Below are 21,275 nucleotides of genomic sequence, written 5' to 3' on the forward strand. Positions count from 1 at the left end.
CCTGACACGGCCGGTGCAGATATGAAGGAGTATGACCATGCCGCGTCCCGCAAAGGGTGCCCGTCTGGGCGGCAGCGCCGCGCACGAGAAGCACCTCCTCGCGAACCTCGCGAAGGCGCTCTTCGAGCACGGCCGCATCACCACCACCGAGGCCAAGGCCCGTCGCCTGCGTCCCTACGCCGAGCGTCTGGTGACCAAGGCCAAGAAGGGCGACATCCACAACCGTCGCCTGGTGCTGCAGACGATCACGGACAAGAGCATCGTGCACACGCTGTTCACCGAGATCGCCCCGCGCTACGAAAACCGCCCCGGTGGTTACACGCGCATCACCAAGATCGGCAACCGTCGTGGCGACAACGCCCCGATGGCCGTGATCGAGCTGGTCGAGGCCCTTACGGTCGCCCAGCAGGCCACTGGTGAGGCCGAGGCCGCCACCAAGCGCGCCGTGAAGGAGGCGGAGGCCGCTGAGGCTCCCGCCGCCGAGGAGACCAAGGAGGCCTGATCCCGCTTCGGGATCACGCTGAATGGCTCTGAACGGGCCCGCCCCTTTACCGGGGCGGGCCCGTTCTGCGTTTCTGAGAGAGGATCTGTCACGTGAGTGACGAGGTGGAGCCCGGACACGTCCGGGTCAGGCTGGACCTGAGCTACGACGGCAAGGACTTCTCCGGCTGGGCGAAGCAGCGCGTGCTGCGGACCGTCCAGGGAGAGCTGGAGTCGGCCCTGCAGACCGTGATGCGGCTGCCCGACCCGGTGGAGCTGACCGTGGCAGGCCGGACGGACGCGGGCGTGCACGCGCGCGGACAGGTCGCGCAGTTCGACGTACGGGACGAGGTGTGGGCCGAGCACCAGGACAAGCTGCTGCGCCGTCTCGCCGGTCGGCTGCCGCACGACGTACGGGTGTGGAGGGCCGCCGAGGCCCCCGCCGGCTTCAACGCGCGCTTCTCCGCGATCTGGCGCCGCTACGCCTACCGCGTCGGCGACCACCAGGCCGGGGTGGACCCGCTGCGCCGCGGGCACGTGCTCTGGTACCAGTGGCCGCTCGACGTGGACGCCATGAACGAGGCCGCAGCCAGACTGGTCGGGGAGCACGACTTCGCCGCGTACTGCAAGAAGCGCGAGGGGGCCACCACGATCCGTACGCTCCAGCAGCTCAGCTGGGAGCGGGACGCGGAGGGGATCATCACCGCGACCGTGCGCGCCGACGCCTTCTGCCACAACATGGTCCGCTCGCTGGTCGGCGCCCTGCTGCACGTCGGCGACGGCCACCGCACGACCGACTGGCCGGGGAAGGTGCTGGCCGCGGCCGTACGGGACTCCTCGGTGCACGTGGTCAAGCCGCACGGGCTGACCCTGGAGGAGGTCGGCTACCCCGCCGACGAGCTGCTGGCCGCCCGCAGCAAGGAAGCGCGGAACCTGCGGACGCTGCCGGGAGCCGGCTGCTGCTAGGCCCCTTCCCCATACCCGGCTAATCCGTTTGGGCGGATCGGCGCCGGACCTGGACAATGCCCGGCATGGGACATCTCGAAGCCAGCCACCTGGAGTACTACCTTCCCGACGGGCGGGTTCTGCTCCCCGACGTCTCCTTCCGGGTGGGGGAGGGGTCGGTCGTCGCCCTGGTCGGGGCGAACGGGGCCGGCAAGACCACGCTGCTGAAGATGATCTCCGGGGAGCTCCAGCCGCACGGCGGCTCGGTCACCGTGAGCGGCGGGCTCGGCGTGATGTCGCAGTTCGTGGGCTCGGTCCGCGACGAGACGACCGTACGGGACCTGCTGGTCTCGGTGGCCCAGCCGCGGATCCGGGAGGCCGCCAAGGCGGTGGACCGCGCCGAGCAGCTGATCCTGACGGTGGACGACGAGGCCGCTCAGATGGCGTACGCGCAGGCGCTCAGCGACTGGGCCGACGTGCAGGGGTACGAGGCGGAGACGCTGTGGGACGTCTGCACGATGGCCGCGCTGGCGATCCCGTACGACACGGCGCAGTTCCGCGAGGTGCGCACGCTGTCGGGCGGTGAGCAGAAGCGGCTCGTGCTGGAGGCGCTGCTGCGCGGGCCGGACGAGGTGCTGCTGCTCGACGAGCCGGACAACTACCTGGACGTCCCGGGCAAGCGGTGGCTGGAGGAGCAGCTCGCGGCCACCCGCAAGACGGTGCTCTTCGTCAGCCACGACCGGGAGCTGCTGACCCAGTCCGCCGAGAAGATCATCAGCCTGGAGGCGAGCCCCAACGGCTCGGACGTGTGGATCCACGGCTCCGGCTTCGCCACCTTCCACGACGCCCGCAAGGAGCGCTTCGCGCGCTTCGAAGAGCTCAAGCGGCGCTGGGACGAGGAGCACGCCCGGCTGAAGGCCCTGGTGCTGCGACTGCGCGGCCAGGCCGCGAGCAGCCCGGACATGGCCTCGCGGTACCACGCGATGCAGACCCGCTTCAAGAAGTTCGAGGAGGCCGGTCCGCCGCCCGAGCCGCCGCGCGAGCAGGACATCAGGATGCGGCTCAAGGGCGGCCGTACGGGCGTGCGCGCGCTCACCGTCGAGAACCTGGAGCTCACCGGGCTGATGAAGCCCTTCTCCCTGGAGGTCTTCTACGGGGAGCGGGTCGCGGTCCTCGGCTCGAACGGCTCCGGTAAGTCCCACTTCCTGCGCCTGATGGCGGGGGAGGACGTCAAGCACACGGGTACGTGGAAGCTCGGCGCCCGCGTGGTCCCCGGCCACTTCGCGCAGACCCACGCCCACCCCGAGCTGTTCGGCCGCACGCTCGTCGACATCCTGTGGACGGAGGCGGCCAAGCCGCTCGGCCAGGCGATGGGCGCCCTGCGCCGCTACGAGCTGGAGCGCCAGGGCGAGCAGCCCTTCGAGAGGCTCTCGGGCGGCCAGCAGGCGCGTTTCCAGATCCTGCTGCTGGAGCTGGCGGGGACCACGGCGCTGCTGCTCGACGAGCCCACGGACAACCTCGACCTGGAGTCGGCGGAAGCACTGCAGGACGGGCTGGAGGCGTACGACGGCACTGTGCTGTGCGTCACGCACGACCGGTGGTTCGCCCGCACATTTGACCGTTACCTGGTCTTCGGTTCAGACGGTGTTGTGCGAGAGACTACGGAGCCCGTCTGGGACGAACGTAGGGTCGAGCGGAAGCGCTAGGGGGAGACCGCCCCCGGCTTGGGTCGAGGGGACTTCGTTGTGGGGCTGCGGCCGAGTGTCTGGGTCATGAAGTGGGACAGCCCGTCCTCCTGGGACCGTGGGGTGGCCTGGCTGCTGCGGCCGGCCCCCCGGTCCTGGCGGTTCGTGGGCCTGGTGATCCTGCTGTCGGTGGCGGTCGCGGCGAGCCTTCGGGTGAACTGGGGCTCGGACAACGCCTTCGTGGTCAAGGCGGCCGACGCCCTGCTCGCCGGGGTCTCCCCGTACGAGGACAAGCGGTTCCTCTACCTGCCCAGCGCCGTGATCATGGCGATTCCAGAGGCCCTGCTTCCGGCGCCGCTGCTGCGCTGCGTGCTGCCGCTGGGGATGACCGGGCTCGTCGGCCTCGGCTGGTGGGCCTCGCTGCGGCTGTTCTCCGTACCGGTGCGCTCGCGGCTCGCGGTCGGCGGTTTCGCGCTGTTCGCCCTGGCCTACAAGCCGTACATCAACCTCGTGCTGATCGGGAACTGGACGGCCATCTCGGCCGCCGCCCTGCCGGTGGCGCTGCTGCTGGCGCACCGCAAGCACTGGGCCGCGGCCGGGCTGGTGGTGGGCCTGGCCATCGCGTGCAAGCCGATGCTGGTGCCGATGGGGCTGCTCTTCCTGCTGGCACGGCAGTGGCGGGGGCTGGCCCTGGCGGTGGGGGTCCCGGTGGGGCTGTCGCTGGCGGGGGCGCTGATGATGCCGCACCCGACGCTGTTCTTCACCAAGACCCTGCCGTTCCTGCTGCAGGGCCAGGACTCCTACGCACTGCCCTGGGACGCCTCCCCGATCGCGGCGCTGCCGCGGCTGGGGGTGCCGGCGCCGCTGGCGGTGGCGCTGGCCTTCGCGGGGGCCGGGTGCGGGCTGTGGGCGGTCTGGCGGCGGTGGCGGCGGCCGGTGGCGGTGGACGGCGACGCGGGCGAGCTGCGGCTGGTGGAGACGGCCTGCATGGTGATGCTCGCCGCGTTCCTGGTGTCGCGGCCCTCCTTCGACCACTACCTGATCGTGGTGCTCCCGCTGCTGCTGGCATCGGGGGTGCGGGCGGGCTCGATGCCGCGCTCGCCGTGGTTCTGGGTGGCCCTGGTACCCCAGACGGCGGGCATTCCGTGGCCCTCGGAGTTCGAGGCCAAGAGGCGGGCATTCAGGGACATGGTGACCCTGTGCGCGCTCGCCGGACTGCTGACGCGTCGAGCACTGCGGCCGCGCCGGGGTACTGTGGAGCTTGTACGAACTACGGGGTCCCCACCCAGGACCGAACCGGAGTGCGCCGCGTCCCCCGTTCAGACGGGATCGCGGACCGCGTTTTGACCCTTCCAGGTCTTCAGGGGTACCCTGCTGGTTCGTTATGCGTATTGGCTTGCTCATTCTCACGTGAATTCGCCTTACGCCGGTCCACCGGGCCGATGACCAGCGGTACACACGGGTTGCGTCTCCGATGTGAACCAGGGCTGTCGTGATCGTCCGTGGTGACCCATGTCAGGACCCGTCCCTCGGGCTCACCCCCCGGGGATGACCCACCACTGAAGAAGCGAAGGCATACGCGTGCGTACGTTCAGCCCCAAGCCCGGCGACATCTCGCGCCAGTGGCACGTCATCGACGCCCAGGACGTTGTCCTCGGCCGTCTGGCGACCCAGGCCGCTACCCTCCTGCGGGGTAAGCACAAGCCGACTTACGCCCCCCACATGGACATGGGCGACTTTGTCATCATCATCAACGCCGACAAGGTCCACCTGTCCGGCAACAAGGCGACCCAGAAGATGGCGTACCGCCACTCCGGTTTCCCGGGTGGTCTGCGTTCGGTCCGCTACGACGACCTCCTGGCGAACAACCCGGAGAAGGCCGTCGAGAAGGCCATCAAGGGCATGATCCCCAAGAACACCCTGGGCCGTCAGATGCTCTCGAAGCTGAAGGTCTACTCGGGCGATGTGCACCCCCACGCTGCTCAGCAGCCGGTGCCGTTCGAGATCACCCAGGTCGCGCAGTAGTTCCGGCCACCACACCCCCTAAGACAAGAAACTTCTGAGGAGCATCGTGGCCGAGACCACCGCCGAGACGACCCCCGTCGAAGAGTTCGAGGGCAACGTCGAGGAGTACACCACCGAGACCGCGGACGTAGTCGAGGGTGACTACACGTCCGAGTCCCTTGCCGGTCGCTTCGGCGACCCCCAGCCGGCCGCCGGCCTGGGCCGTCGCAAGAACGCCATCGCCCGCGTCCGGATCGTTCCGGGCACCGGCAAGTGGAAGATCAACGGTCGCACCCTTGAGGACTACTTCCCCAACAAGGTGCACCAGCAGGAAGTCAACGAGCCGTTCAAGCTGCTCGAGCTCGACAACCGCTACGACGTCATCGCCCGCATCTCGGGTGGCGGCGTGTCCGGCCAGGCCGGCGCCCTGCGCCTCGGTGTGGCCCGTGCGCTGAACGAGGCGGACGTGGACAACAACCGCCCGGCGCTGAAGAAGGCCGGCTTCCTCTCCCGCGACGACCGTGCGGTCGAGCGCAAGAAGGCCGGTCTCAAGAAGGCCCGTAAGGCTCCGCAGTACAGCAAGCGTTAATCTCGCCTGCTGTTCAGCACGAATCCGCCCCGGCAGCACTCTGTGTGCTGCCGGGGCGGTTCGTTTACCGCCAAAAGCGGCAAATAATTGGCACAACTGGTCATAGCGAAGTGTGAACTCGGGAGGACAACAGTGGGACGACTCTTCGGGACGGACGGTGTACGAGGCGTCGCCAACGCGGATCTGACGGCCGAGCTCGCGCTCGGCCTCTCCGTGGCGGCCGCGCACGTACTGGCCGAGGCGGGCACCTTCGCGGGCCACCGGGCCACCGCGGTGGTCGGCCGGGACCCCCGGGTCTCGGGCGAGTTCCTGGAGGCCGCGGTCGTCGCCGGCCTCGCGAGCGCGGGCGTGGACGTCCTGCGCGTCGGTGTGCTGCCCACCCCGGCGGTGGCGTATCTCACCGGTGCGCTGGGCGCCGACCTCGGCGTCATGCTCTCGGCCAGCCACAACGCCATGCCCGACAACGGCATCAAGTTCTTCGCGCGCGGCGGTCACAAGCTCGCCGACGAGCTGGAGGACCGGATCGAGTCGGTCTACGAGGACCACCGCACGGGTGCTCCCTGGGACCGCCCGACGGGCGGCGGTGTCGGCCGCGTCTCCGACTACACCGAGGGCTTCGACAAGTACGTCGCCCACCTCATGGGTGTCCTGCCCAACCGTCTCGACGGCCTCAAGGTCGTCCTCGACGAGGCGCACGGCGCGGCCGCCTACGTCTCGCCCGAGGCCTTCACCCGGGCCGGCGCGGAGATCGTCACCATCGGTGCCGAGCCCGACGGCCTGAACATCAACGACGGCTGCGGCTCCACCCACCTCGGGCTGCTGAAGCAGGCCGTCGTCGAGCACGGCGCCGACCTGGGCATCGCGCACGACGGGGACGCCGACCGCTGCCTCGCCGTGGACGCGAACGGCGAAGAGGTCGACGGGGACCAGATCCTTGCGGTGCTGGCGCTGGCCATGCGCGAGTCCGGGCACCTGCGCGAGGACACCGTCGTCGCCACCGTGATGTCGAACCTGGGCTTCAAGCTGGCCATGGAGTCCGAGGGCATCAACGTCGTGCAGACCGGCGTCGGCGACCGGTACGTCCTGGAGTCGATGAAGGAGCACGGGTACGCGCTGGGCGGCGAGCAGTCCGGCCACGTGATCATCCTCGACCACGCCACCACCGGCGACGGCACCCTGACCGGCCTGATGCTGGCGGCCCGGATCGCGGCCACCGGCAGGCCGCTGGCCGAGCTGACCGGGGTCATGACGCGGCTGCCGCAGGTGCTCGTCAACGTCCCCGACGTGGACAAGTCCCGGGTCACCACCTCGGGCGAGCTGGCCGCGGCCGTCGCCGACGCGGAGCGGGAGCTGGGCACGACCGGGCGCGTACTGCTGCGTCCGTCGGGCACGGAGCCCCTCGTGCGGGTGATGGTGGAGGCCGCCGACATCGAGCAGGCCCGCTCGGTCGCCGGGCGCCTCGCGGACGTCGTGAAGTCGGCGCTCGGCTAGAGCCCGCCCTCCCGTGACGACAGCGGCCCCGCGCTACGAAGCTTCGTAGCGCGGGGCCGCTGTCGTTGCCGGGGGCTCAGGCCTCGGGCGCCGTACGCCGCCAGCGGTCGCGCTGGGTGCGCCACAGGAGCTTTTGGCCGAGCAGGGTCAGGACACCGGCCAGCATGATCCCGAAGAGGTTCAGCAGCAGCTGCTCCATCGAGCCCCACATCTGGCTGAACTCCCCGTAGCTGAGCGCCACGGCCGCGTTGGCGGCGGCCGGGACCGTGGTCACCGAGATGGCGACGCCGACCAGCGCGCCGGACTTCGCCGAGGTCAGGGAGAGCACCCCGGCCACGCCCGCGAGCAGGGCCACGACGAACGAGAACGGGTCCGGCTGCCAGATGAAGCTGGTGTTGGGGCGGGGCTTGTCCAGCACTCCCGCGTGGAACAGGCCGAGGGACTCCATCACCAGGCTGAAGACGGTGGTCGCGACCACCGCGGCGGCGAAGCCCACCAGCAGGGCCGTCAGCGAGCGGGCGGCCAGCTTGGGGGCGCGCTGCACCACGGCGGTGCAGACGCCGGCGAGCGGTCCGAACTCCGGGCCGACCGCCATCGCGCCCACGATGAGGACGGCGTTGTCGAGGACCACGCCGCAGGCCGCGATCATCGTCGCGATGATCATGAAGGCGCTGTAGGTGATGGTGAGCGTGGACTCCTCGTGGGTCGCCTCGCTCAACTGCTCCCACAGGACGGCGTCGGCGGCCTCGCCCGGGGCTTCCTCCTCGGCCCGGTCGGCGCGGTCCGAGAGGGACAGGTCGATGTTCTCGACCGCGATCGAGCCGTCCTTGTCGATGCCGAGCTCCCGGAGCTCGTGCAGGAGCTCGTCACCCGCCTCGCGCGCGACGTCGCACAGCACGATGTCGCCCTCCGGGATGCGGGCGGCGCCGGGCAGTACGGCCAGATGGGTGGTGCCGACCGTCCCCTCGATGATCCGGACCACGGCGTCGGTCCGGTCCGACGGAATGATCATCCGTAGATGCAGCATGGCCGCACCCTAGCTTCCGCGGGCTCCTGGTTTCCGGTGGCGCTCAGAGCTTGCGCAGACTCAGCTTCTGCACCTTGTGGTCAGGGCCCTTGCGCACGACGAGGGTGGCGCGGCCGCGGGTCGGGGCCACGTTCTCCAGCAGGTTGGGCTTGTTGATGGTCCGCCACATCGTCTGCGCGTACTCCAGCGCCTCCTCCTCGGAGACCTGGGTGTACTTGCGGAAGTAGGAGAAGGGGTTCTGGAACGCCGTCTCGCGCAGCCTGCGGAAGCGGTTGAGGTACCAGCGCTCGATGTCCTCGGGGCGGGCGTCCACGTACACGCTGAAGTCGAAGTAGTCGGCGAGGCCGACCCGGGTGCGGCCGTCCTTCCCGGGCATGGCGGGCTGCAGGACGTTGAGCCCCTCGACGATCAGGATGTCGGGACGGCGTACGACGAGCTCCTCGCCGGGGACGATGTCGTAGATCAGGTGGGAGTAGACGGGGGCCTTGACCTCGTCCTTGCCCGCCTTGATGTCGGCGACGAAGCGCGTCAGCGCCCGGCGGTCGTAGGACTCCGGGAAGCCCTTGCGGGCGGTCAGCCCGCGCCGCTCCAGCTCCTTCATCGGGTACAGGAAGCCGTCGGTGGTGACCAGCTCCACGCGCGGGTGCTCCGGCCAGCGGGCCAGGAGGGCCTGGAGCAGACGGGCCACGGTGGACTTGCCCACGGCGACCGAGCCGGCGACCCCTATGACGAAGGGGGTGCCCTGCTGGGCGCCGTGGCCGTTGCCGGCGTCGCCGAGGAAGGTGTTGAGGGTGCCGCGCAGGTTGCTGGTGGCGCCGACGTACAGGTTCAGCAGGCGGGAGAGGGGCAGGTAGACGTCGCGGACCTCGTCGAGGTCGATGACGTCGCCCAGTCCGCGCAGCCGCTCGACCTCGTCGGCCGTCAGCGGGAGCGGGGTGCGCTCGCGCAGGGCGCTCCACTCGGCACGGGTGAGGTCTACGTAGGGGGAGGCCTCGTGGCCCCGGCGGCGCGTGGGGTGCGCGGCGTGCTCGGGGTTCTGGGTCGGCTGGGCCCGCGTAGGGTCCTCCGATCCGTCGGGGCGCTCCGTTGCGCGGTCCGGCGTGCTTCGTGGCGGCGAAGAGATCACACGGCCATTGTCACGGGTGACGGGGCGCTGTGGGTGGTGTGGTCGGTCACGTGGAGTGGGGTCCTTTGTACCGGGTCGAGGGGGTTGTACGGGGGACGGTCTCGATTCGAGGGACGTGCGGTCTCGTCGGCATCACGATGAGTGGCGCACGCATGTACCGGCGGACGTCGGGCGCGGGGGCCCCGTACGGTGTTGATCACCGCAGCTCGCGCTGCCGCTTTCCGTAGAACCTTTCCTGTGGGGGGAACGCCACCATGCGCAACGCACTCGTCCGCCGTACCGTCCTGTCCGCCTCGGCCGTGTCCCTGGCGCTGCTCGTGACCGCGTGCGGGTCCGAGACGCCCGACGCCAAGGGTGACGCGAAGCCGTCGGCTTCGGCTCCGGCTCCGGCCGCCAAGGGGAAGACGGACGCCGAGCTCACCGGCCTGCTCGTCACCCAGGCCGAGCTGCCCGGCCACGTCCTGAAGGCCGTCAGCGCGGAGGAGGCCAAGGAGGGCGCCGGGGCCACCAGCGACAAGCCCGCGTGCGTTCCGCTGCTCAAGGCCCAGTCCATGGACCCGATCGGCACCTCGACCGGCGCCGCGCGGGTCACGGCCGTGGCCAAGGGCAAGGAGCCGGCCGCGGACGCGAGCCCGGAGGAGAAGCTCAAGGCCAGCATGGACGCCCTCGGCGCGACCGCCACCGCCGTCACCCTGCAGTCGTACGAGGGGAAGGGCGCGGCCGAGGCCTTCGGGCAGCTCAAGAGCGCGGGTCCGGCGTGCGCCTCCGGCTACACCGGCACCCAGGGCGGCGAAACCGCCAAGGTCACCAAGGTGAGCGCCGGCGGCCCCGTCACCGGCGGCGACGAGGCGCTCGCCTACACCATCGAGATGGACGCGGAGGGCAAGCCCCTCAAGACGGAGCTCGTGGTCGTGCGCAAGGCCGACACCCTCGCCGTCTTCTCCGCCGTCAGCTTCACCGGCACCGCCGAGCAGCCGACGGCCGTCGTCGCGGCGCAGCTCAAGAAGCTCGGCTGACATTTCGGCTGACGGCTCGTCCGGCACACCGGCTCACGCGTGCGTCAACCCCGCCCCGGCACTTTCGCCGGGGCGGGGTTTTCGTCTTGTTCAGGTACCGGGCACGGAGCCAACTACGGCGTACCCTGCGGCTTATGTGCGGAATCGTGGGTTACGTGGGAGCGCAGTCGGCGCTCGATGTGGTCATTGCCGGACTCAAGCGGCTGGAGTACCGCGGCTACGACTCGGCGGGTGTCGCCGTGCTCGCCGACGGGGAACTCGCCGCCGTCAAGAAGGCCGGCAAGCTGGTCAATCTGGAGAAGGAGCTGGTCGGGCACCCGCTGCCGGCCGGTTCCACGGGGCTCGGACACACCCGGTGGGCCACCCATGGGGGGCCCACCGACGTCAACGCCCATCCGCACCTCGACAATTCGGGGCGCGTGGCCGTCGTGCACAACGGGATCATCGAGAACTTCGCCGCCCTGCGGGCCGAGCTCGCCGAGCGTGGGCACCGGCTGGAGTCCGAGACGGACACCGAGGTCGTGGCGCACCTGCTGGCCGAGCGTTTCGAGGGCGCGGGCGGGGACCTGGCGGAGGCGATGCGGCAGGTGTGCCGGCGCCTCGACGGGGCCTTCACGCTGGTCGCCGTGCACGCCGGGGCGCCGGACGTGGTGGTGGGCGCGCGCCGCAACTCGCCGCTCGTGGTGGGCGTCGGGGAGGGCGAGAACTTCCTCGCCTCGGACGTGGCCGCCTTCATCGCGCACACCCGGTCCGCGATCGAGCTGGGGCAGGACCAGGTCGTCGAGCTCCGGCGCGACGGAGTCACGGTGACCAACTTCGACGGTACGGCCGCGAACGTGCGGGCGTACCACGTGGACTGGGACGCCTCGGCCGCGGAGAAGGGGGGCTACGACTACTTCATGCTCAAGGAGATCGCCGAGCAGCCCAAGGCCGTCGCCGACACCCTGCTGGGCCGGATCGACGCGAACGGCCTGCTCACCCTCGACGAGGTGCGCATCCCCGACTCGGTGCTGCGCGAGGTCGACAAGGTCGTGATCGTGGCGTGCGGTACGGCGTACCACGCGGCCATGATCGCGAAGCTGGCCATCGAGCACTGGACCCGCATCCCGTGCGAGACGGAGCTGGCCAGCGAGTTCCGCTACCGCGACCCGATCCTGGACCAGCGGACGCTGGTGATCGCGATCTCGCAGTCGGGCGAGACGATGGACACGCTCATGGCGCTGCGCCACGCGCGCGAGCAGGGGGCCAAGGTGCTGGCCGTCTGCAATACGAACGGCTCCACGATCCCGCGCGAGTCGGACGCCGTGCTGTACACGCACGCCGGACCCGAGGTCGCCGTTGCTTCCACGAAGGCGTTCCTGACGCAGCTCGTGGCCTGCTACCTGGTCGCCCTCTACCTCGGGCAGGTCCGCGGCACGAAGTGGGGCGACGAGATCCGGTCCGTGATCAGGGAGTTGTCGGACATCGCCGCGGCGGTGGACACCGTACTGGAGACCATGGAGCCGGTACGGGAGCTGGCGCGGTCGCTCGCCGACAAGAACACCGTGCTGTTCCTGGGGCGGCACGTCGGCTACCCGGTGGCGCTGGAGGGCGCGCTCAAGCTCAAGGAGCTGGCGTACATGCACGCCGAGGGCTTCGCGGCGGGCGAGCTCAAGCACGGGCCGATCGCGCTGATCGAGAAGGACCTGCCGGTCGTGGTCGTCGTACCGTCGCCGCGCGGGCGCTCGGTGCTGCACGACAAGATCGTTTCGAACATTCAGGAGATCCGGGCGCGCGGGGCGCGGACCATCGTGATCGCCGAGGAGGGGGACGAGGCGGTGGTCCCGTACGCCGACCACCTCATCCGCATCCCGGCCACCCCGACGCTGCTCCAGCCGCTCGTGGCCACCGTGCCGCTGCAGGTGTTCGCGTGCGAGCTGGCGACGGCGCGCGGCAACGAGGTGGACCAGCCGCGTAACCTCGCCAAGTCGGTGACTGTGGAGTGAGCGCAGCGGACGGAGCGGGTCGCCGACAATCGAGCACGGTGGTGACCGTGGAGAAGTCGGCGTAGTAGCTGGAGCTGTGGTTGTGATTATCGGCGTCGGGATCGATGTGGCGGAGATCGAGCGGTTCGGCGCGGCGCTGGAGCGCACGCCGAGCCTGGCCGGGAGGCTGTTCCTCGACACCGAGCTGACCCTGCCGAGCGGCGAGCGGCGCGGGACCGCCTCGCTCGCCGCCCGGTTCGCCGCCAAGGAGGCGCTCGCCAAGGCGCTCGGCGCGCCCGGCGGGCTGCTGTGGACCGACGCCGAGGTGTACGTGGAGGACACCGGACAGCCGCGGCTGCGGGTTTCCGGGACGGTCGAGGCGCGGGCCCTGGCGCTGGGAGTGAAGTCCTGGCACATCTCCCTCAGCCACGACGCGGGCATCGCCTCCGCCGTGGTGATCGCCGAGGGCTAGGCCGTCTCTTTCGGATCTTGCCTGGCCCGCGCCGTCTCCGCGGCTTCTGCGCCGCTTCTCCGCGCCTTCTTCGGGCACGCTGGTGGCATGCGTACTGCTTACAGCGTGGAGACCGTACGGGCCGCCGAGCGCGAGCTGATGGCCCGGCTGCCCGAAGGCACCCTGATGCAGCGGGCGGCGGCCGGACTGGCCGCCGTCTGCGTGCGGTTGCTGCCCCGCGTGTACGGGTCCCGCGTGGTGCTGCTGGTCGGCCCGGGGGACAACGGCGGCGACACCCTCTACGCGGGCGCGCGCCTGGCCCGGCGCGGGGTCGGTGTGACGGCGGTCGCGATGGATCCGGAGCGGGTGCACGCGGGCGGACTGGCCGCGCTGCGGGCCGCCGGCGGGCACCTCGCCGGGGCCGTGCCCGACCGGGCCGACCTGGTGCTCGACGGGCTGGTCGGGATCGGCGGCCGGGGCGCACTGCGGCCGGCCGCGGCCGAGCTGGTGGAGCGGATCCCGGCGGGCGCGGTGGTGGTCGCGGTGGACCTGCCGAGCGGGGTGGACGCGGACACCGGGGAGGTGGCCGGAGCCGCCGTGACGGCGGACGTGACGGTGACCTTCGGGGCGTACAAGCCGGGGCTGCTGATCGACCCGGGGGCCTCGCGGGCGGGTGCGCTGCATCTGGTGGACATCGGGCTGGGCGACGTGCTGCCGGCCCCCGGGGTGGAGGCCCTGCAGCACGCCGACGTGGCGGGGCTGCTGCCGGAGCCGACGGCGTCGAGCGACAAGTACCGGCGCGGCGTGCTCGGGATCGTCGCCGGGTCCGCGCGCTACCCGGGCGCGGCGGTGCTCGCGGTGGCGGGGGCGCTGCGGGGCGGCGCGGGCGCGGTGCGCTACGTGGGGCCGCCGGCGGTGTCGGAAGCCGTACTGGCCCGGTACCCGGAGACGCTGATCGGGACCGGCCGGGTCCAGGCGTGGGTGGTCGGGCCGGGGCTGGGCGACGAGGGCGGCCCGGAGGTGCGGGAGGCGCTGTCGCAGCCGGTACCGGTACTGGTCGACGCGGACGGGCTGCGCGGGCTGGACCCCGGCGAGCTGCGGGCCCGGGCGGCCCCGACCCTGCTGACCCCGCACGCGGGGGAGGCGGCCGCGCTGCTGGGGGTCCCGCGCGAGACGGTCGAGGCGGGGCGGCTGGAGGCCGTGCGGGGGCTCGCGGAGCGGTACGGGGCGGTGGCGCTGCTGAAGGGGTCCACGACCCTGATCGCCCCGGCCGGGCCCGGACCCGTCCGGGTGAACCCGACCGGGACCCCGTGGCTGGCCACCGCCGGGAGCGGGGACGTGCTGTCCGGGCTGGCCGGGTCCCTGCTGGCGGCCGGCCTGCCGGCCGTGGACGCCGGGTCGGTCGCGGCGTACCTCCACGGCCTGGCGGCCCGCCTCACCGGTGGCCCCCTCCTGGCCCACCAGGTGGCCGAAGCCCTGCCCCGTGCGTGGCGCGAGGCCGCTCGCCGCTAGTTCCGGGTCCCGGGTGCGGCGCCGTTGCCGGGGGCGCTGCCCCCGGACCCCCGCGCCTCAAACGCCGGCGGGGCTGGATTGTGCCGGCGGCGGCTTGGACGTGCGGGCCCTGTGGCCCGGCTGCCCGGCTGCCCGGCTGCCCGGCTGCCCTGCGGCCCGGTAGGCCTGCGGCCCGGTAGGCCTGCGGCCCGGTAGGCCTGCGGCCCGGTAGGCCTGTGGCCCGGTAGGCCCGGTAGGCCTGCGGCCCGGTAGGCCTGTGGCCCGGTAGGCCTGTGGCCCGGTAGGCCCGGTAGGCCCGGGCGGCCCGCGCGGCCCGCCGGGGGCCTGCCTGTTCGGCTCGGCGGGCGGGGCTCTGAGAGACTGGGGGGGATGAACGAGACAGCCGCGCGCGTGTACGCCGAGATCGATCTTGACGCCGTCCGGGCGAACGTACGGGCCCTGCGCGAGCGGGCGCCCCGCTCCGCCCTGATGGCCGTCGTGAAGGCGGACGCCTACGGGCACGGGGCCGTGGCCTGCGCCAAGGCCGCCCAGGAGGCCGGTGCGACCTGGCTCGGGACCGCCACGCCCGAGGAGGCCCTCGCGCTGCGCGCCGCCGGGCTCGAAGGGCCCGTCCTGTGCTGGCTGTGGACCCCCGGCGGGCCCTGGCGGGAGGCCGTCGAGGCCGGTATCGACGTGTCCGTCAGCGCGATGTGGGCCCTCGACGAGGTACGGGAGGCCGCCCGCGCCGCCGGCCTGACCGCCAGGATCCAGCTCAAGGCCGACACGGGCCTGGGCCGCAACGGCTGCCAGCCCGCCGACTGGGAGGCCCTGGTGACCGCGGCCGTCGCCGCGCAGTCCGAGGGGACCGTCCGCGTCACCGGCGTCTGGTCGCACTTCGCCTGCGCCGACGAGCCCGGACACCCGTCCATCCAGCTCCAGCTGACCGCCTTCCGCGAGATGCTCGCGTACGCGGAGAAGGAGGGCGTCGAGCCCGAGGTCCGGCACATCGCCAACTCGCCGGCCACGCTCACCCTCCCCGAGTCCCACTTCGACCTGGTCCGCTGCGGCCTGGCCCTCTACGGGGTCTCGCCCGCGCCCGAGCTCGGCACCCCCGCCCAGCTCGGCCTGCGGCCCGCGATGGCCCTCAAGGCCACCGTCGCGCTGGTCAAGACCGTGCCGGCCGGGCACGGCGTCAGCTACGGCCACCACTACGTCACCGAGCGGGAGACCACCCTCGCGCTGATCCCCGCGGGCTACGCCGACGGCGTCCCGCGGCAGGCGTCCGGGCTCGGCCCGGTGCTCGTCGGCGGCCGCATCCGCACCGTCGCCGGGCGCGTGGCCATGGACCAGTTCGTGGTCGACCTGGACGGCGGCCACGCCCGCGCCGGCGACGAGGCCGTCATCTTCGGGGATGCGGAGCGCGGTGAACCCACGGCCGAGGACTGGGCTCGAGCGGCGCACACGATCGCCTATGAGATCGTCACCCGTATCGGGGGCCGGGTCCCCCGCGTGTACCTGGGCGGTTGAGTGGGGGCTGCGGCGTGAGTGAGAACTGGCGCAAGGCGGGCTGGGCCGGCGCCGCCATCGGCGTGATAGCTGCCGGTGCGGCGGCCGGGGTCGCGGTCGAACGGATCACCGTCGGCCGGGGCATGCGCATGAAGGCGCGCCTCGCCCTCGACGCGACCGGGGACTACGGATCCCTGCGCGGAGCCCCCGGCACCGCGCGGGCCGAGGACGGCACCGCGCTGTACTACGAGGTCGACGAGCTGCCCGAGGAGGGCAAGCGGCGCCGGCTGCGCCGCAAGGCCCCGGTCCGGCCGACCGTGGTGTTCTGCCACGGCTACTGCCTCGCCCAGGACTCCTGGCACTTCCAGCGCGCCGCCCTGCGCGGCGTGGTCCGCGCCGTGTACTGGGACCAGCGCAGCCACGGCCGCAGCGCGCGCGGCCTGGCCCAGGCTGACGGCGAACCGGTCACCTTCGAACAGCTCGGCCGCGACCTGAAGGCCGTCATCGACGCCGCCGCCCCCGAGGGCCCGCTGATCCTGGTCGGTCACTCGATGGGCGGGATGACCATCATGGGACTGGCCCAGGAGTTCCCCGGCCTCATCCGGGACCGGGTGGCCGCCGTGGCCCTGGTCGGCACCTCCAGCGGCCGGCTGGACGAGGTCACGTACGGGCTGCCCTCCCTGGGCTTCGGCACGGTACGGCGCCTGCTGCCCGGGGTGCTCAAGGCGCTCGGTTCCCAGGTGGAGCTGGTGGAGAAGGGCCGCCGGGCCACCGCCGACCTGTTCGCCGGGATGGTCAAGATGTACTCCTTCGCCTCGCGCGACGTCGATCCGGGCGTCGCCCGCTTCGCCGAGCGGCTCATCGAGGCCACGCCCATCGACGTGGTCGCCGAGTTCTACCCGGCCTTCCAGGCGCACGACAAGACGGCCGCCCTCCAGCGGTTCGCGGACATCCCCGTCACCGTCATCGCCGGGGACCGCGACATGGTCACCCCGCCCGAGCACAGCCGGGCGATCAAGGAAGCGCTGCCCTCCGCCGAGCTGGTCGTCCTGGAGTCCGCCGGGCACCTGATGATGCTGGAGCACCCGGACACCGTGACCCGGCTGCTCACCGAGCTCCTCGCGCGCACCGGGACGGTGCCGGCAGCGGCTAACGTTGGCGGGCATGAAAGAAGTTCCTGACACGGAAGCGCACGTCACCGTCGGCTCGCCCGACGCCATGCAGGACCTCGGGCGCCGGATCGCCGGGCTGCTGCGCCCCGGCGACCTCGTCCTGCTGACCGGGGAGCTCGGCGCGGGGAAGACCACCCTGACCCGCGGCCTCGGCGAGGGCCTGGGCGTGCGCGGGGCCGTGACCTCGCCGACCTTCGTGATCGCCCGGGTCCACCCCTCGCTGACCGGCGGTCCGGCGCTGGTGCACGTGGACGCGTACCGGCTGGGCGGAGGGCTGGACGAGATGGAGGACCTGGACCTCGACGTCTCGCTGCCCGAGTCCGTCGTCGTCGTGGAGTGGGGTGACGGCAAGGTCGAGGAGCTCTCCGACGACCGGCTGCACGTGGTGATCCGCCGGGCGGTCGGCCACGAGGAGGTCCTGGACGACGTGCGCGAGGTGATTGTCCGCGGGATCGGCACCCGCTGGTCGGCCGGGGCGGGTCTGGAGAGCCTCGCGGGCGTCCTGTCGGAGTAGGCGCGGCGCAGTCGCAGTGCGTTTCGCGGCGCAGGCGCGGCGCAGGCGCGGCGCAGGCGCGGTGAGAAACGTTCCGACAAGTCGTCGGGAAGATATTGCGCGGGCGGTGGGGCGCGTGGTCACATGGTACGGAGGGCTGGTTAGGCGTACCTAAGTGCGGGCTGGCCCCGGCCAGGAGGCAACCATGTCGGCAACAGGAGCATCGGGCGAGTTCCCCCGCCCGTCCGCCGTGTCCATGGGGGCGCTGCTCGCCGCGGGCGCCGCCGCCAGCGCCGTGTCGACACCGCCCGCGCGCGAGCACGCCCCGGAGCCCGGTCCCGTACGGGAAGGGGCGGAGGGCAGCGAACAGGCCGCCCCGGAGTCCGAAGCGGCCTGAAGTGGGGGACCGCCTGACGGCGCAGTCCCCGTACGAGTGAACGTGGCGTGTCGAGGCCGGGTCAGGGAACGACGACGACCTTCGAGCCGATCGTCGCGAAGGCCCACATCGCATCCCCGTCCGCGCGCAGCATGCGGATGCCGCCGGTCTTCTTCGCCGGATCGGGCGTCGGCAGGGTGTTGTCCACGCGGGCGCTGAACCCGACCGTGATCCCCTGCGGACTCGCGAACCGCACGACGTGCTCGATCGGTACCCCGTCCGAGCCGGTCACCGCGCCCGTACGGCCGCCCACCGTGTACCTGCCGGGCGCCGGGTGCACCGTGCTCGGCACCACGGCGAAGGACTTCGGAGCCCCGTCGGGTCCCACCAGCCACACGCGCTTGGCACTCAGGGAGTACACGACGCGCACCCCGGTGCCGGAGCCGGCCGGGAGGGCCACCGGCTTCGCCGGGTCCGTCTTGGCGGGCGCGGAGCCGCTGGGCGTGGGCACCGGGGTCTGCGCGGCGGCCTTCGGCGGGAGCGCGGGAGCGGAGGCGGAGGCCTGGTAGCCGAGGAAACCGACGACGGCGAGCGCCGCGACGGTGAGCCCGGCCACGATTCCCGAGCTGCTGCGTGCCACCTTGCTCCACCTCTCCGCATGGTCAGTCGATGCCAGTCGGATGCCAGGCGGACGATCACACCCCGACACCTGGTCCGAAGGTAGCAGCAGGGGTGCCCGCAGACCGGCCGCAAGGGCCGGGGGCCCCGGAGTCGTAGGCTGTTCGCGTGCTCTTGCTCGCTGTAGATACCGCCACGCCCGCCGTCACCGTCGCCCTGTACGACGGCGAGTCCGTCCTCGCCGAGTCGAACCAGGTCGACGCCCGCCGCCACGGGGAGCTCCTGCTGCCCTCCGTCGACAAGGTCCTCGCCGAGGCGGGGGTCACGCTCGAGGCCGTCACCGGCATCGTCGTCGGCGTCGGCCCCGGCCCCTACACCGGACTGCGCGTCGGCCTCGTGACCGCGTCCACCTTCGCCTCCGTCCTCGGCGTGCCCGTCCACGGGCTGTGCACCCTCGACGGCCTGGCCTACGCGGCCGGCGCCGCCGGGATCGAGGGCCCCTTCACCGTGGCCACCGACGCCCGGCGCAAGGAGGTCTACTGGGCGCGCTACGAGGACCCCCGCACCCGGGTCGGCGAGCCCGCGGTGGACCGGCCGGCCGACATCGCCGAGCGCGTCGCCGGACTGCCCGCCGTCGGACAGGGCGCGCAGCTGTACCCGGACGTCTTCACCGACGCGCGGGCCCCCGAGCACCAGAGCGCCGCCGCGCTGGCCGCCCTGGCCGCGGAGCGGCTGGCGGCGGGGGAGCCCTTCGAAAATGTCGGGGGCCTGCCCCCGACGCCGCTCTACCTGCGCCGGCCCGACGCCGAGGTGCCCAAGAACTACAAGGTGGTCACCCCGCAGTGACAGCCACCTCAGCCGTCGTCCTGCGCGAGATGCGCTGGTGGGACATCGGGCCCGTGCTGGAGCTGGAACACGAGCTGTTCCCCGAGGACGCCTGGTCCGCGGGGATGTTCTGGTCCGAGCTGGCGCACGCCCGCGGCCCCGGCGCCACGCGCCGCTACCTCGTGGCGGAGGAGGCCGGCCGGCTGGTCGGCTACGCCGGGCTGGCCGCCGCCGGGGACCTGGCCGACGTACAGACCATCGCCGCGGCGCGAGACCAGTGGGGCACCGGGCTCGGCGCCCGGCTGCTGACCGAGCTGCTGCGCGCCGCCACCGCGTTCGAGTGCGCCGAGGTGCTGCTGGAGGTGCGGGTCGACAACATCCGGGCCCAGAAGCTCTACGCGCGCTTCGGCTTCGAGCCGATCGGCTTCCGGCGCGGCTACTACCAGCCCGGCAACGTGGACGCCCTCGTGATGCGCCGCATGTCCGACCCCGTACCCCTAGACCCCGACCCCGCATATTTCAAACCCCTGCAAGGTGAGACGACCCATGGCTGACGAACCGCTCGTCCTCGGCATCGAGACCTCCTGCGACGAGACCGGCGTCGGCGTCGTCCGCGGCACCACGCTGCTCGCGGACGCCATCGCGTCGAGCGTCGACGAGCACGCCCGCTTCGGCGGGGTCGTGCCCGAGGTGGCCTCCCGCGCGCACCTGGAGGCGATGGTCCCCACCATCGAGCGCGCCCTGAAGGAGGCCGGGGTCAGCGCCCGCGACCTGGACGGCATCGCCGTCACCGCCGGCCCCGGGCTCGCGGGGGCCCTGCTGGTGGGCGTCTCCGCCGCGAAGGCCTACGCGTACGCGCTGGGCAAGCCGCTGTACGGGGTGAACCACCTGGCCTCGCACATCTGCGTCGACCAGCTGGAGCACGGGCCGCTGCCCGAGCCGACGATGGCGCTGCTGGTCTCCGGCGGGCACTCCTCGCTGCTGCTGGCCCCCGACATCACCTCCGACGTACGGCCGCTCGGCGCGACCATCGACGACGCGGCGGGCGAGGCCTTCGACAAGATCGCGCGCGTCCTGCAGCTGGGCTTCCCCGGCGGCCCGGTCATCGACCGGCTCGCACGCGAGGGGGACCCGAAGGCGATCGCCTTCCCGCGCGGACTGACGGGCCCGCGCGACGCCCCGTACGACTTCTCCTTCTCCGGGCTCAAGACCTCGGTCGCCCGCTGGATCGAGGCGAAGCGCAAGGCGGGCGAGGACGTGCCGGTGCGCGATGTGGCGGCCTCCTTCCAGGAGGCCGTGGTGGACGTGCTGACGCGCAAGGCGATCCGCGCCTGCAAGGACGAGGGCGTCGACCACCTGATGATCGGCGGCGGGGTCGCGGCCAACTCCCGGCTGCGCTCGCTGGCCCAGGAGCGGTGCGACGACGCGGGGATCATCCTGCGGGTGCCGCGCCCGGGGCTGTGCACGGACAACGGTGCGATGGTGGCGGCGCTGGGCGCGGAGATGGTCAAGCGGAACAGGGCACCTTCGGACTGGGACCTGTCGGCGGACTCCTCACTTCCGGTCACCGACCCGCATGTTCCCGGCCATTCCCACGGCCATTCGCATGGGGACGGCCACGGCCACGGGCACGGTCATGCGCACGACCACGACCACGTCCACGAGCTGAGCAAGGACAACCTGTACTCGTGAGCACCATCGCGCTGATGTGGGAGGCCCGGGCCGTGCCCGGGCGCGCCAACGAGCTGCTGGAGTGGGCCCGTTCGCGGATCCTGGCCCAAGACCCGGTGCGGCGCGAGGTGTTCAGCGCTCCGCAGGACCGGGTGCTCGTCATCACCTGGTGGGAGACCTCCGAGGGGATCGGCGCCGAACTGCCCGAACTGCCGGAACCCGCAGCCGATTTGATCACGCGGGCGGTCCACCGCTGGCGCTTCGAATCGGTGGAGGTCGGGGAGCCGGACGGAGGCTGAGGCTCCGTCCGGCGGTCCGTCGGGGCCCCTGGCGTGCGGATATGGT

At 72.3% G+C, this 21,275-nt stretch carries 22 protein-coding genes; 19 read left to right on the top strand and 3 right to left on the bottom strand.

Annotation, left to right across the window (positions count from 1 at the left end; genetic code table 11):
• The first annotated feature begins 37 nt into the window (after nucleotides 1-37).
• The 7 genes from rplQ (at nucleotide 38) to glmM (ending at nucleotide 7,194) form a co-directional block, all read left to right on the top strand.
• Nucleotides 38-502: a 50S ribosomal protein L17 gene (rplQ, locus tag AC3IYI_RS24405; RefSeq protein ID WP_215023458.1), complete on the top strand. Its 465-nt coding sequence runs from the start codon at nucleotides 38-40 to the stop codon at nucleotides 500-502.
• 92 nt (nucleotides 503-594) lie between these two features.
• On the top strand, nucleotides 595-1,446 hold the full coding sequence (truA, locus tag AC3IYI_RS24410) for a tRNA pseudouridine(38-40) synthase TruA (protein ID WP_489405745.1): 852 nt from the start codon (nucleotides 595-597) through the stop codon (nucleotides 1,444-1,446).
• Between the two features lie 56 nt (nucleotides 1,447-1,502).
• Nucleotides 1,503-3,131, top strand: coding sequence for an ABC-F family ATP-binding cassette domain-containing protein (locus AC3IYI_RS24415; protein ID WP_489405746.1), 1,629 nt, complete (start codon nucleotides 1,503-1,505; stop codon nucleotides 3,129-3,131).
• Between the two features lie 66 nt (nucleotides 3,132-3,197).
• Nucleotides 3,198-4,457, top strand: coding sequence for a glycosyltransferase family 87 protein (locus AC3IYI_RS24420; protein WP_489405747.1), 1,260 nt, complete (start codon nucleotides 3,198-3,200; stop codon nucleotides 4,455-4,457).
• A gap of 234 nt (nucleotides 4,458-4,691) precedes the next feature.
• Nucleotides 4,692-5,135, top strand: a complete 444-nt coding sequence (gene rplM, locus AC3IYI_RS24425; protein WP_112447734.1) for a 50S ribosomal protein L13 — start codon at nucleotides 4,692-4,694, stop codon at nucleotides 5,133-5,135.
• Between the two features lie 46 nt (nucleotides 5,136-5,181).
• Nucleotides 5,182-5,703, top strand: a complete 522-nt coding sequence (gene rpsI, locus AC3IYI_RS24430) for a 30S ribosomal protein S9 (protein ID WP_243333386.1) — start codon at nucleotides 5,182-5,184, stop codon at nucleotides 5,701-5,703.
• A gap of 132 nt (nucleotides 5,704-5,835) precedes the next feature.
• Nucleotides 5,836-7,194, top strand: a complete 1,359-nt coding sequence (gene glmM, locus AC3IYI_RS24435; protein WP_489405748.1) for a phosphoglucosamine mutase — start codon at nucleotides 5,836-5,838, stop codon at nucleotides 7,192-7,194.
• 76 nt (nucleotides 7,195-7,270) lie between these two features.
• Here the strand turns inward: glmM and AC3IYI_RS24440 are convergent, their stop codons facing one another.
• Complete coding sequence (locus tag AC3IYI_RS24440; RefSeq protein WP_489405749.1) at nucleotides 7,271-8,221, bottom strand: TIGR00341 family protein; 951 nt, start codon at nucleotides 8,219-8,221, stop codon at nucleotides 7,271-7,273.
• A 43-nt stretch (nucleotides 8,222-8,264) separates the two neighbouring features.
• Nucleotides 8,265-9,347 (bottom strand): type I pantothenate kinase, encoded by a 1,083-nt coding sequence (gene coaA / locus AC3IYI_RS24445; protein WP_489405750.1) that lies wholly within the window; start codon nucleotides 9,345-9,347, stop codon nucleotides 8,265-8,267.
• Nucleotides 9,348-9,601: 254 nt separating this feature from the next.
• On the opposite strand from coaA, the gene AC3IYI_RS24450 reads away from it, so the two are divergent.
• The 8 genes from AC3IYI_RS24450 to AC3IYI_RS24485 all read left to right on the top strand — a co-directional run bounded on the left by AC3IYI_RS24450 (nucleotide 9,602) and on the right by AC3IYI_RS24485 (nucleotide 17,837).
• On the top strand, nucleotides 9,602-10,363 hold the full coding sequence (locus AC3IYI_RS24450; protein WP_489405751.1) for a hypothetical protein: 762 nt from the start codon (nucleotides 9,602-9,604) through the stop codon (nucleotides 10,361-10,363).
• A 134-nt stretch (nucleotides 10,364-10,497) separates the two neighbouring features.
• Nucleotides 10,498-12,348, top strand: coding sequence for a glutamine--fructose-6-phosphate transaminase (isomerizing) (gene glmS / locus AC3IYI_RS24455; RefSeq protein WP_489405752.1), 1,851 nt, complete (start codon nucleotides 10,498-10,500; stop codon nucleotides 12,346-12,348).
• Between the two features lie 82 nt (nucleotides 12,349-12,430).
• Nucleotides 12,431-12,799 carry a holo-ACP synthase gene (locus AC3IYI_RS24460; RefSeq protein ID WP_489405753.1) on the top strand — a complete coding sequence of 123 codons (369 nt, stop codon included), beginning with the start codon at nucleotides 12,431-12,433 and terminating at the stop codon, nucleotides 12,797-12,799.
• 87 nt (nucleotides 12,800-12,886) lie between these two features.
• Nucleotides 12,887-14,290: an NAD(P)H-hydrate dehydratase gene (locus AC3IYI_RS24465; protein ID WP_489405754.1), complete on the top strand. Its 1,404-nt coding sequence runs from the start codon at nucleotides 12,887-12,889 to the stop codon at nucleotides 14,288-14,290.
• A 369-nt stretch (nucleotides 14,291-14,659) separates the two neighbouring features.
• Nucleotides 14,660-15,796, top strand: coding sequence for an alanine racemase (alr, locus tag AC3IYI_RS24470; RefSeq protein WP_489405755.1), 1,137 nt, complete (start codon nucleotides 14,660-14,662; stop codon nucleotides 15,794-15,796).
• A gap of 14 nt (nucleotides 15,797-15,810) precedes the next feature.
• Nucleotides 15,811-16,956, top strand: coding sequence for an alpha/beta fold hydrolase (locus AC3IYI_RS24475; RefSeq protein ID WP_489405756.1), 1,146 nt, complete (start codon nucleotides 15,811-15,813; stop codon nucleotides 16,954-16,956).
• On the top strand, nucleotides 16,940-17,461 hold the full coding sequence (gene tsaE / locus AC3IYI_RS24480; RefSeq protein WP_489405757.1) for a tRNA (adenosine(37)-N6)-threonylcarbamoyltransferase complex ATPase subunit type 1 TsaE: 522 nt from the start codon (nucleotides 16,940-16,942) through the stop codon (nucleotides 17,459-17,461). Before AC3IYI_RS24475 ends, tsaE begins: the two co-directional genes overlap by 17 nt.
• Nucleotides 17,462-17,645: 184 nt before the next feature.
• Entirely contained in the window at nucleotides 17,646-17,837 is a 192-nt protein-coding gene (locus AC3IYI_RS24485; protein WP_489405758.1) for a hypothetical protein, read from the top strand.
• Between the two features lie 61 nt (nucleotides 17,838-17,898).
• On the opposite strand, the gene AC3IYI_RS24490 is transcribed toward AC3IYI_RS24485, so the two are convergent.
• On the bottom strand, nucleotides 17,899-18,456 hold the full coding sequence (locus AC3IYI_RS24490; RefSeq protein ID WP_489405759.1) for a hypothetical protein: 558 nt from the start codon (nucleotides 18,454-18,456) through the stop codon (nucleotides 17,899-17,901).
• A gap of 146 nt (nucleotides 18,457-18,602) precedes the next feature.
• Here AC3IYI_RS24490 and tsaB point away from each other — a divergent pair, with 146 nt between their 5' ends.
• Genes tsaB through AC3IYI_RS24510 form a run of 4 tightly spaced genes read left to right on the top strand, consistent with a single transcriptional unit; the run spans nucleotide 18,603 to nucleotide 21,229 of the window.
• On the top strand, nucleotides 18,603-19,280 hold the full coding sequence (gene tsaB, locus AC3IYI_RS24495; RefSeq protein ID WP_489405760.1) for a tRNA (adenosine(37)-N6)-threonylcarbamoyltransferase complex dimerization subunit type 1 TsaB: 678 nt from the start codon (nucleotides 18,603-18,605) through the stop codon (nucleotides 19,278-19,280).
• A 29-nt stretch (nucleotides 19,281-19,309) separates the two neighbouring features.
• Nucleotides 19,310-19,813, top strand: a complete 504-nt coding sequence (rimI, locus tag AC3IYI_RS24500; RefSeq protein WP_489411643.1) for a ribosomal protein S18-alanine N-acetyltransferase — start codon at nucleotides 19,310-19,312, stop codon at nucleotides 19,811-19,813.
• Nucleotides 19,806-20,951, top strand: a complete 1,146-nt coding sequence (tsaD, locus tag AC3IYI_RS24505; RefSeq protein WP_489405761.1) for a tRNA (adenosine(37)-N6)-threonylcarbamoyltransferase complex transferase subunit TsaD — start codon at nucleotides 19,806-19,808, stop codon at nucleotides 20,949-20,951. Before rimI ends, tsaD begins: the two co-directional genes overlap by 8 nt.
• Nucleotides 20,948-21,229 carry a hypothetical protein gene (locus AC3IYI_RS24510; RefSeq protein ID WP_489405762.1) on the top strand — a complete coding sequence of 94 codons (282 nt, stop codon included), beginning with the start codon at nucleotides 20,948-20,950 and terminating at the stop codon, nucleotides 21,227-21,229. Before tsaD ends, AC3IYI_RS24510 begins: the two co-directional genes overlap by 4 nt.
• Nucleotides 21,230-21,275 lie beyond the last annotated feature (46 nt).

The organism is Streptomyces sp. GL_148 (assembly GCF_057834205.1).

Coding starts and splice junctions, on each gene's coding strand:
- glmS (WP_489405752.1), top strand. CDS start 10,498: ATGTGCGGAATCGTGGGTTACGTGGGAGCGCAGTCGGCGCTCGATGTG.
- AC3IYI_RS24415 (WP_489405746.1), top strand. CDS start 1,503: ATGCCCGGCATGGGACATCTCGAAGCCAGCCACCTGGAGTACTACCTT.
- AC3IYI_RS24450 (WP_489405751.1), top strand. CDS start 9,602: ATGCGCAACGCACTCGTCCGCCGTACCGTCCTGTCCGCCTCGGCCGTG.
- AC3IYI_RS24420 (WP_489405747.1), top strand. CDS start 3,198: ATGAAGTGGGACAGCCCGTCCTCCTGGGACCGTGGGGTGGCCTGGCTG.
- tsaD (WP_489405761.1), top strand. CDS start 19,806: ATGGCTGACGAACCGCTCGTCCTCGGCATCGAGACCTCCTGCGACGAG.
- rimI (WP_489411643.1), top strand. CDS start 19,310: ATGCGCTGGTGGGACATCGGGCCCGTGCTGGAGCTGGAACACGAGCTG.
- AC3IYI_RS24440 (WP_489405749.1), bottom strand. CDS start 8,221: ATGCTGCATCTACGGATGATCATTCCGTCGGACCGGACCGACGCCGTG.
- alr (WP_489405755.1), top strand. CDS start 14,660: ATGAACGAGACAGCCGCGCGCGTGTACGCCGAGATCGATCTTGACGCC.
- AC3IYI_RS24465 (WP_489405754.1), top strand. CDS start 12,887: ATGCGTACTGCTTACAGCGTGGAGACCGTACGGGCCGCCGAGCGCGAG.
- tsaE (WP_489405757.1), top strand. CDS start 16,940: ATGAAAGAAGTTCCTGACACGGAAGCGCACGTCACCGTCGGCTCGCCC.
- rplQ (WP_215023458.1), top strand. CDS start 38: ATGCCGCGTCCCGCAAAGGGTGCCCGTCTGGGCGGCAGCGCCGCGCAC.
- AC3IYI_RS24485 (WP_489405758.1), top strand. CDS start 17,646: ATGTCGGCAACAGGAGCATCGGGCGAGTTCCCCCGCCCGTCCGCCGTG.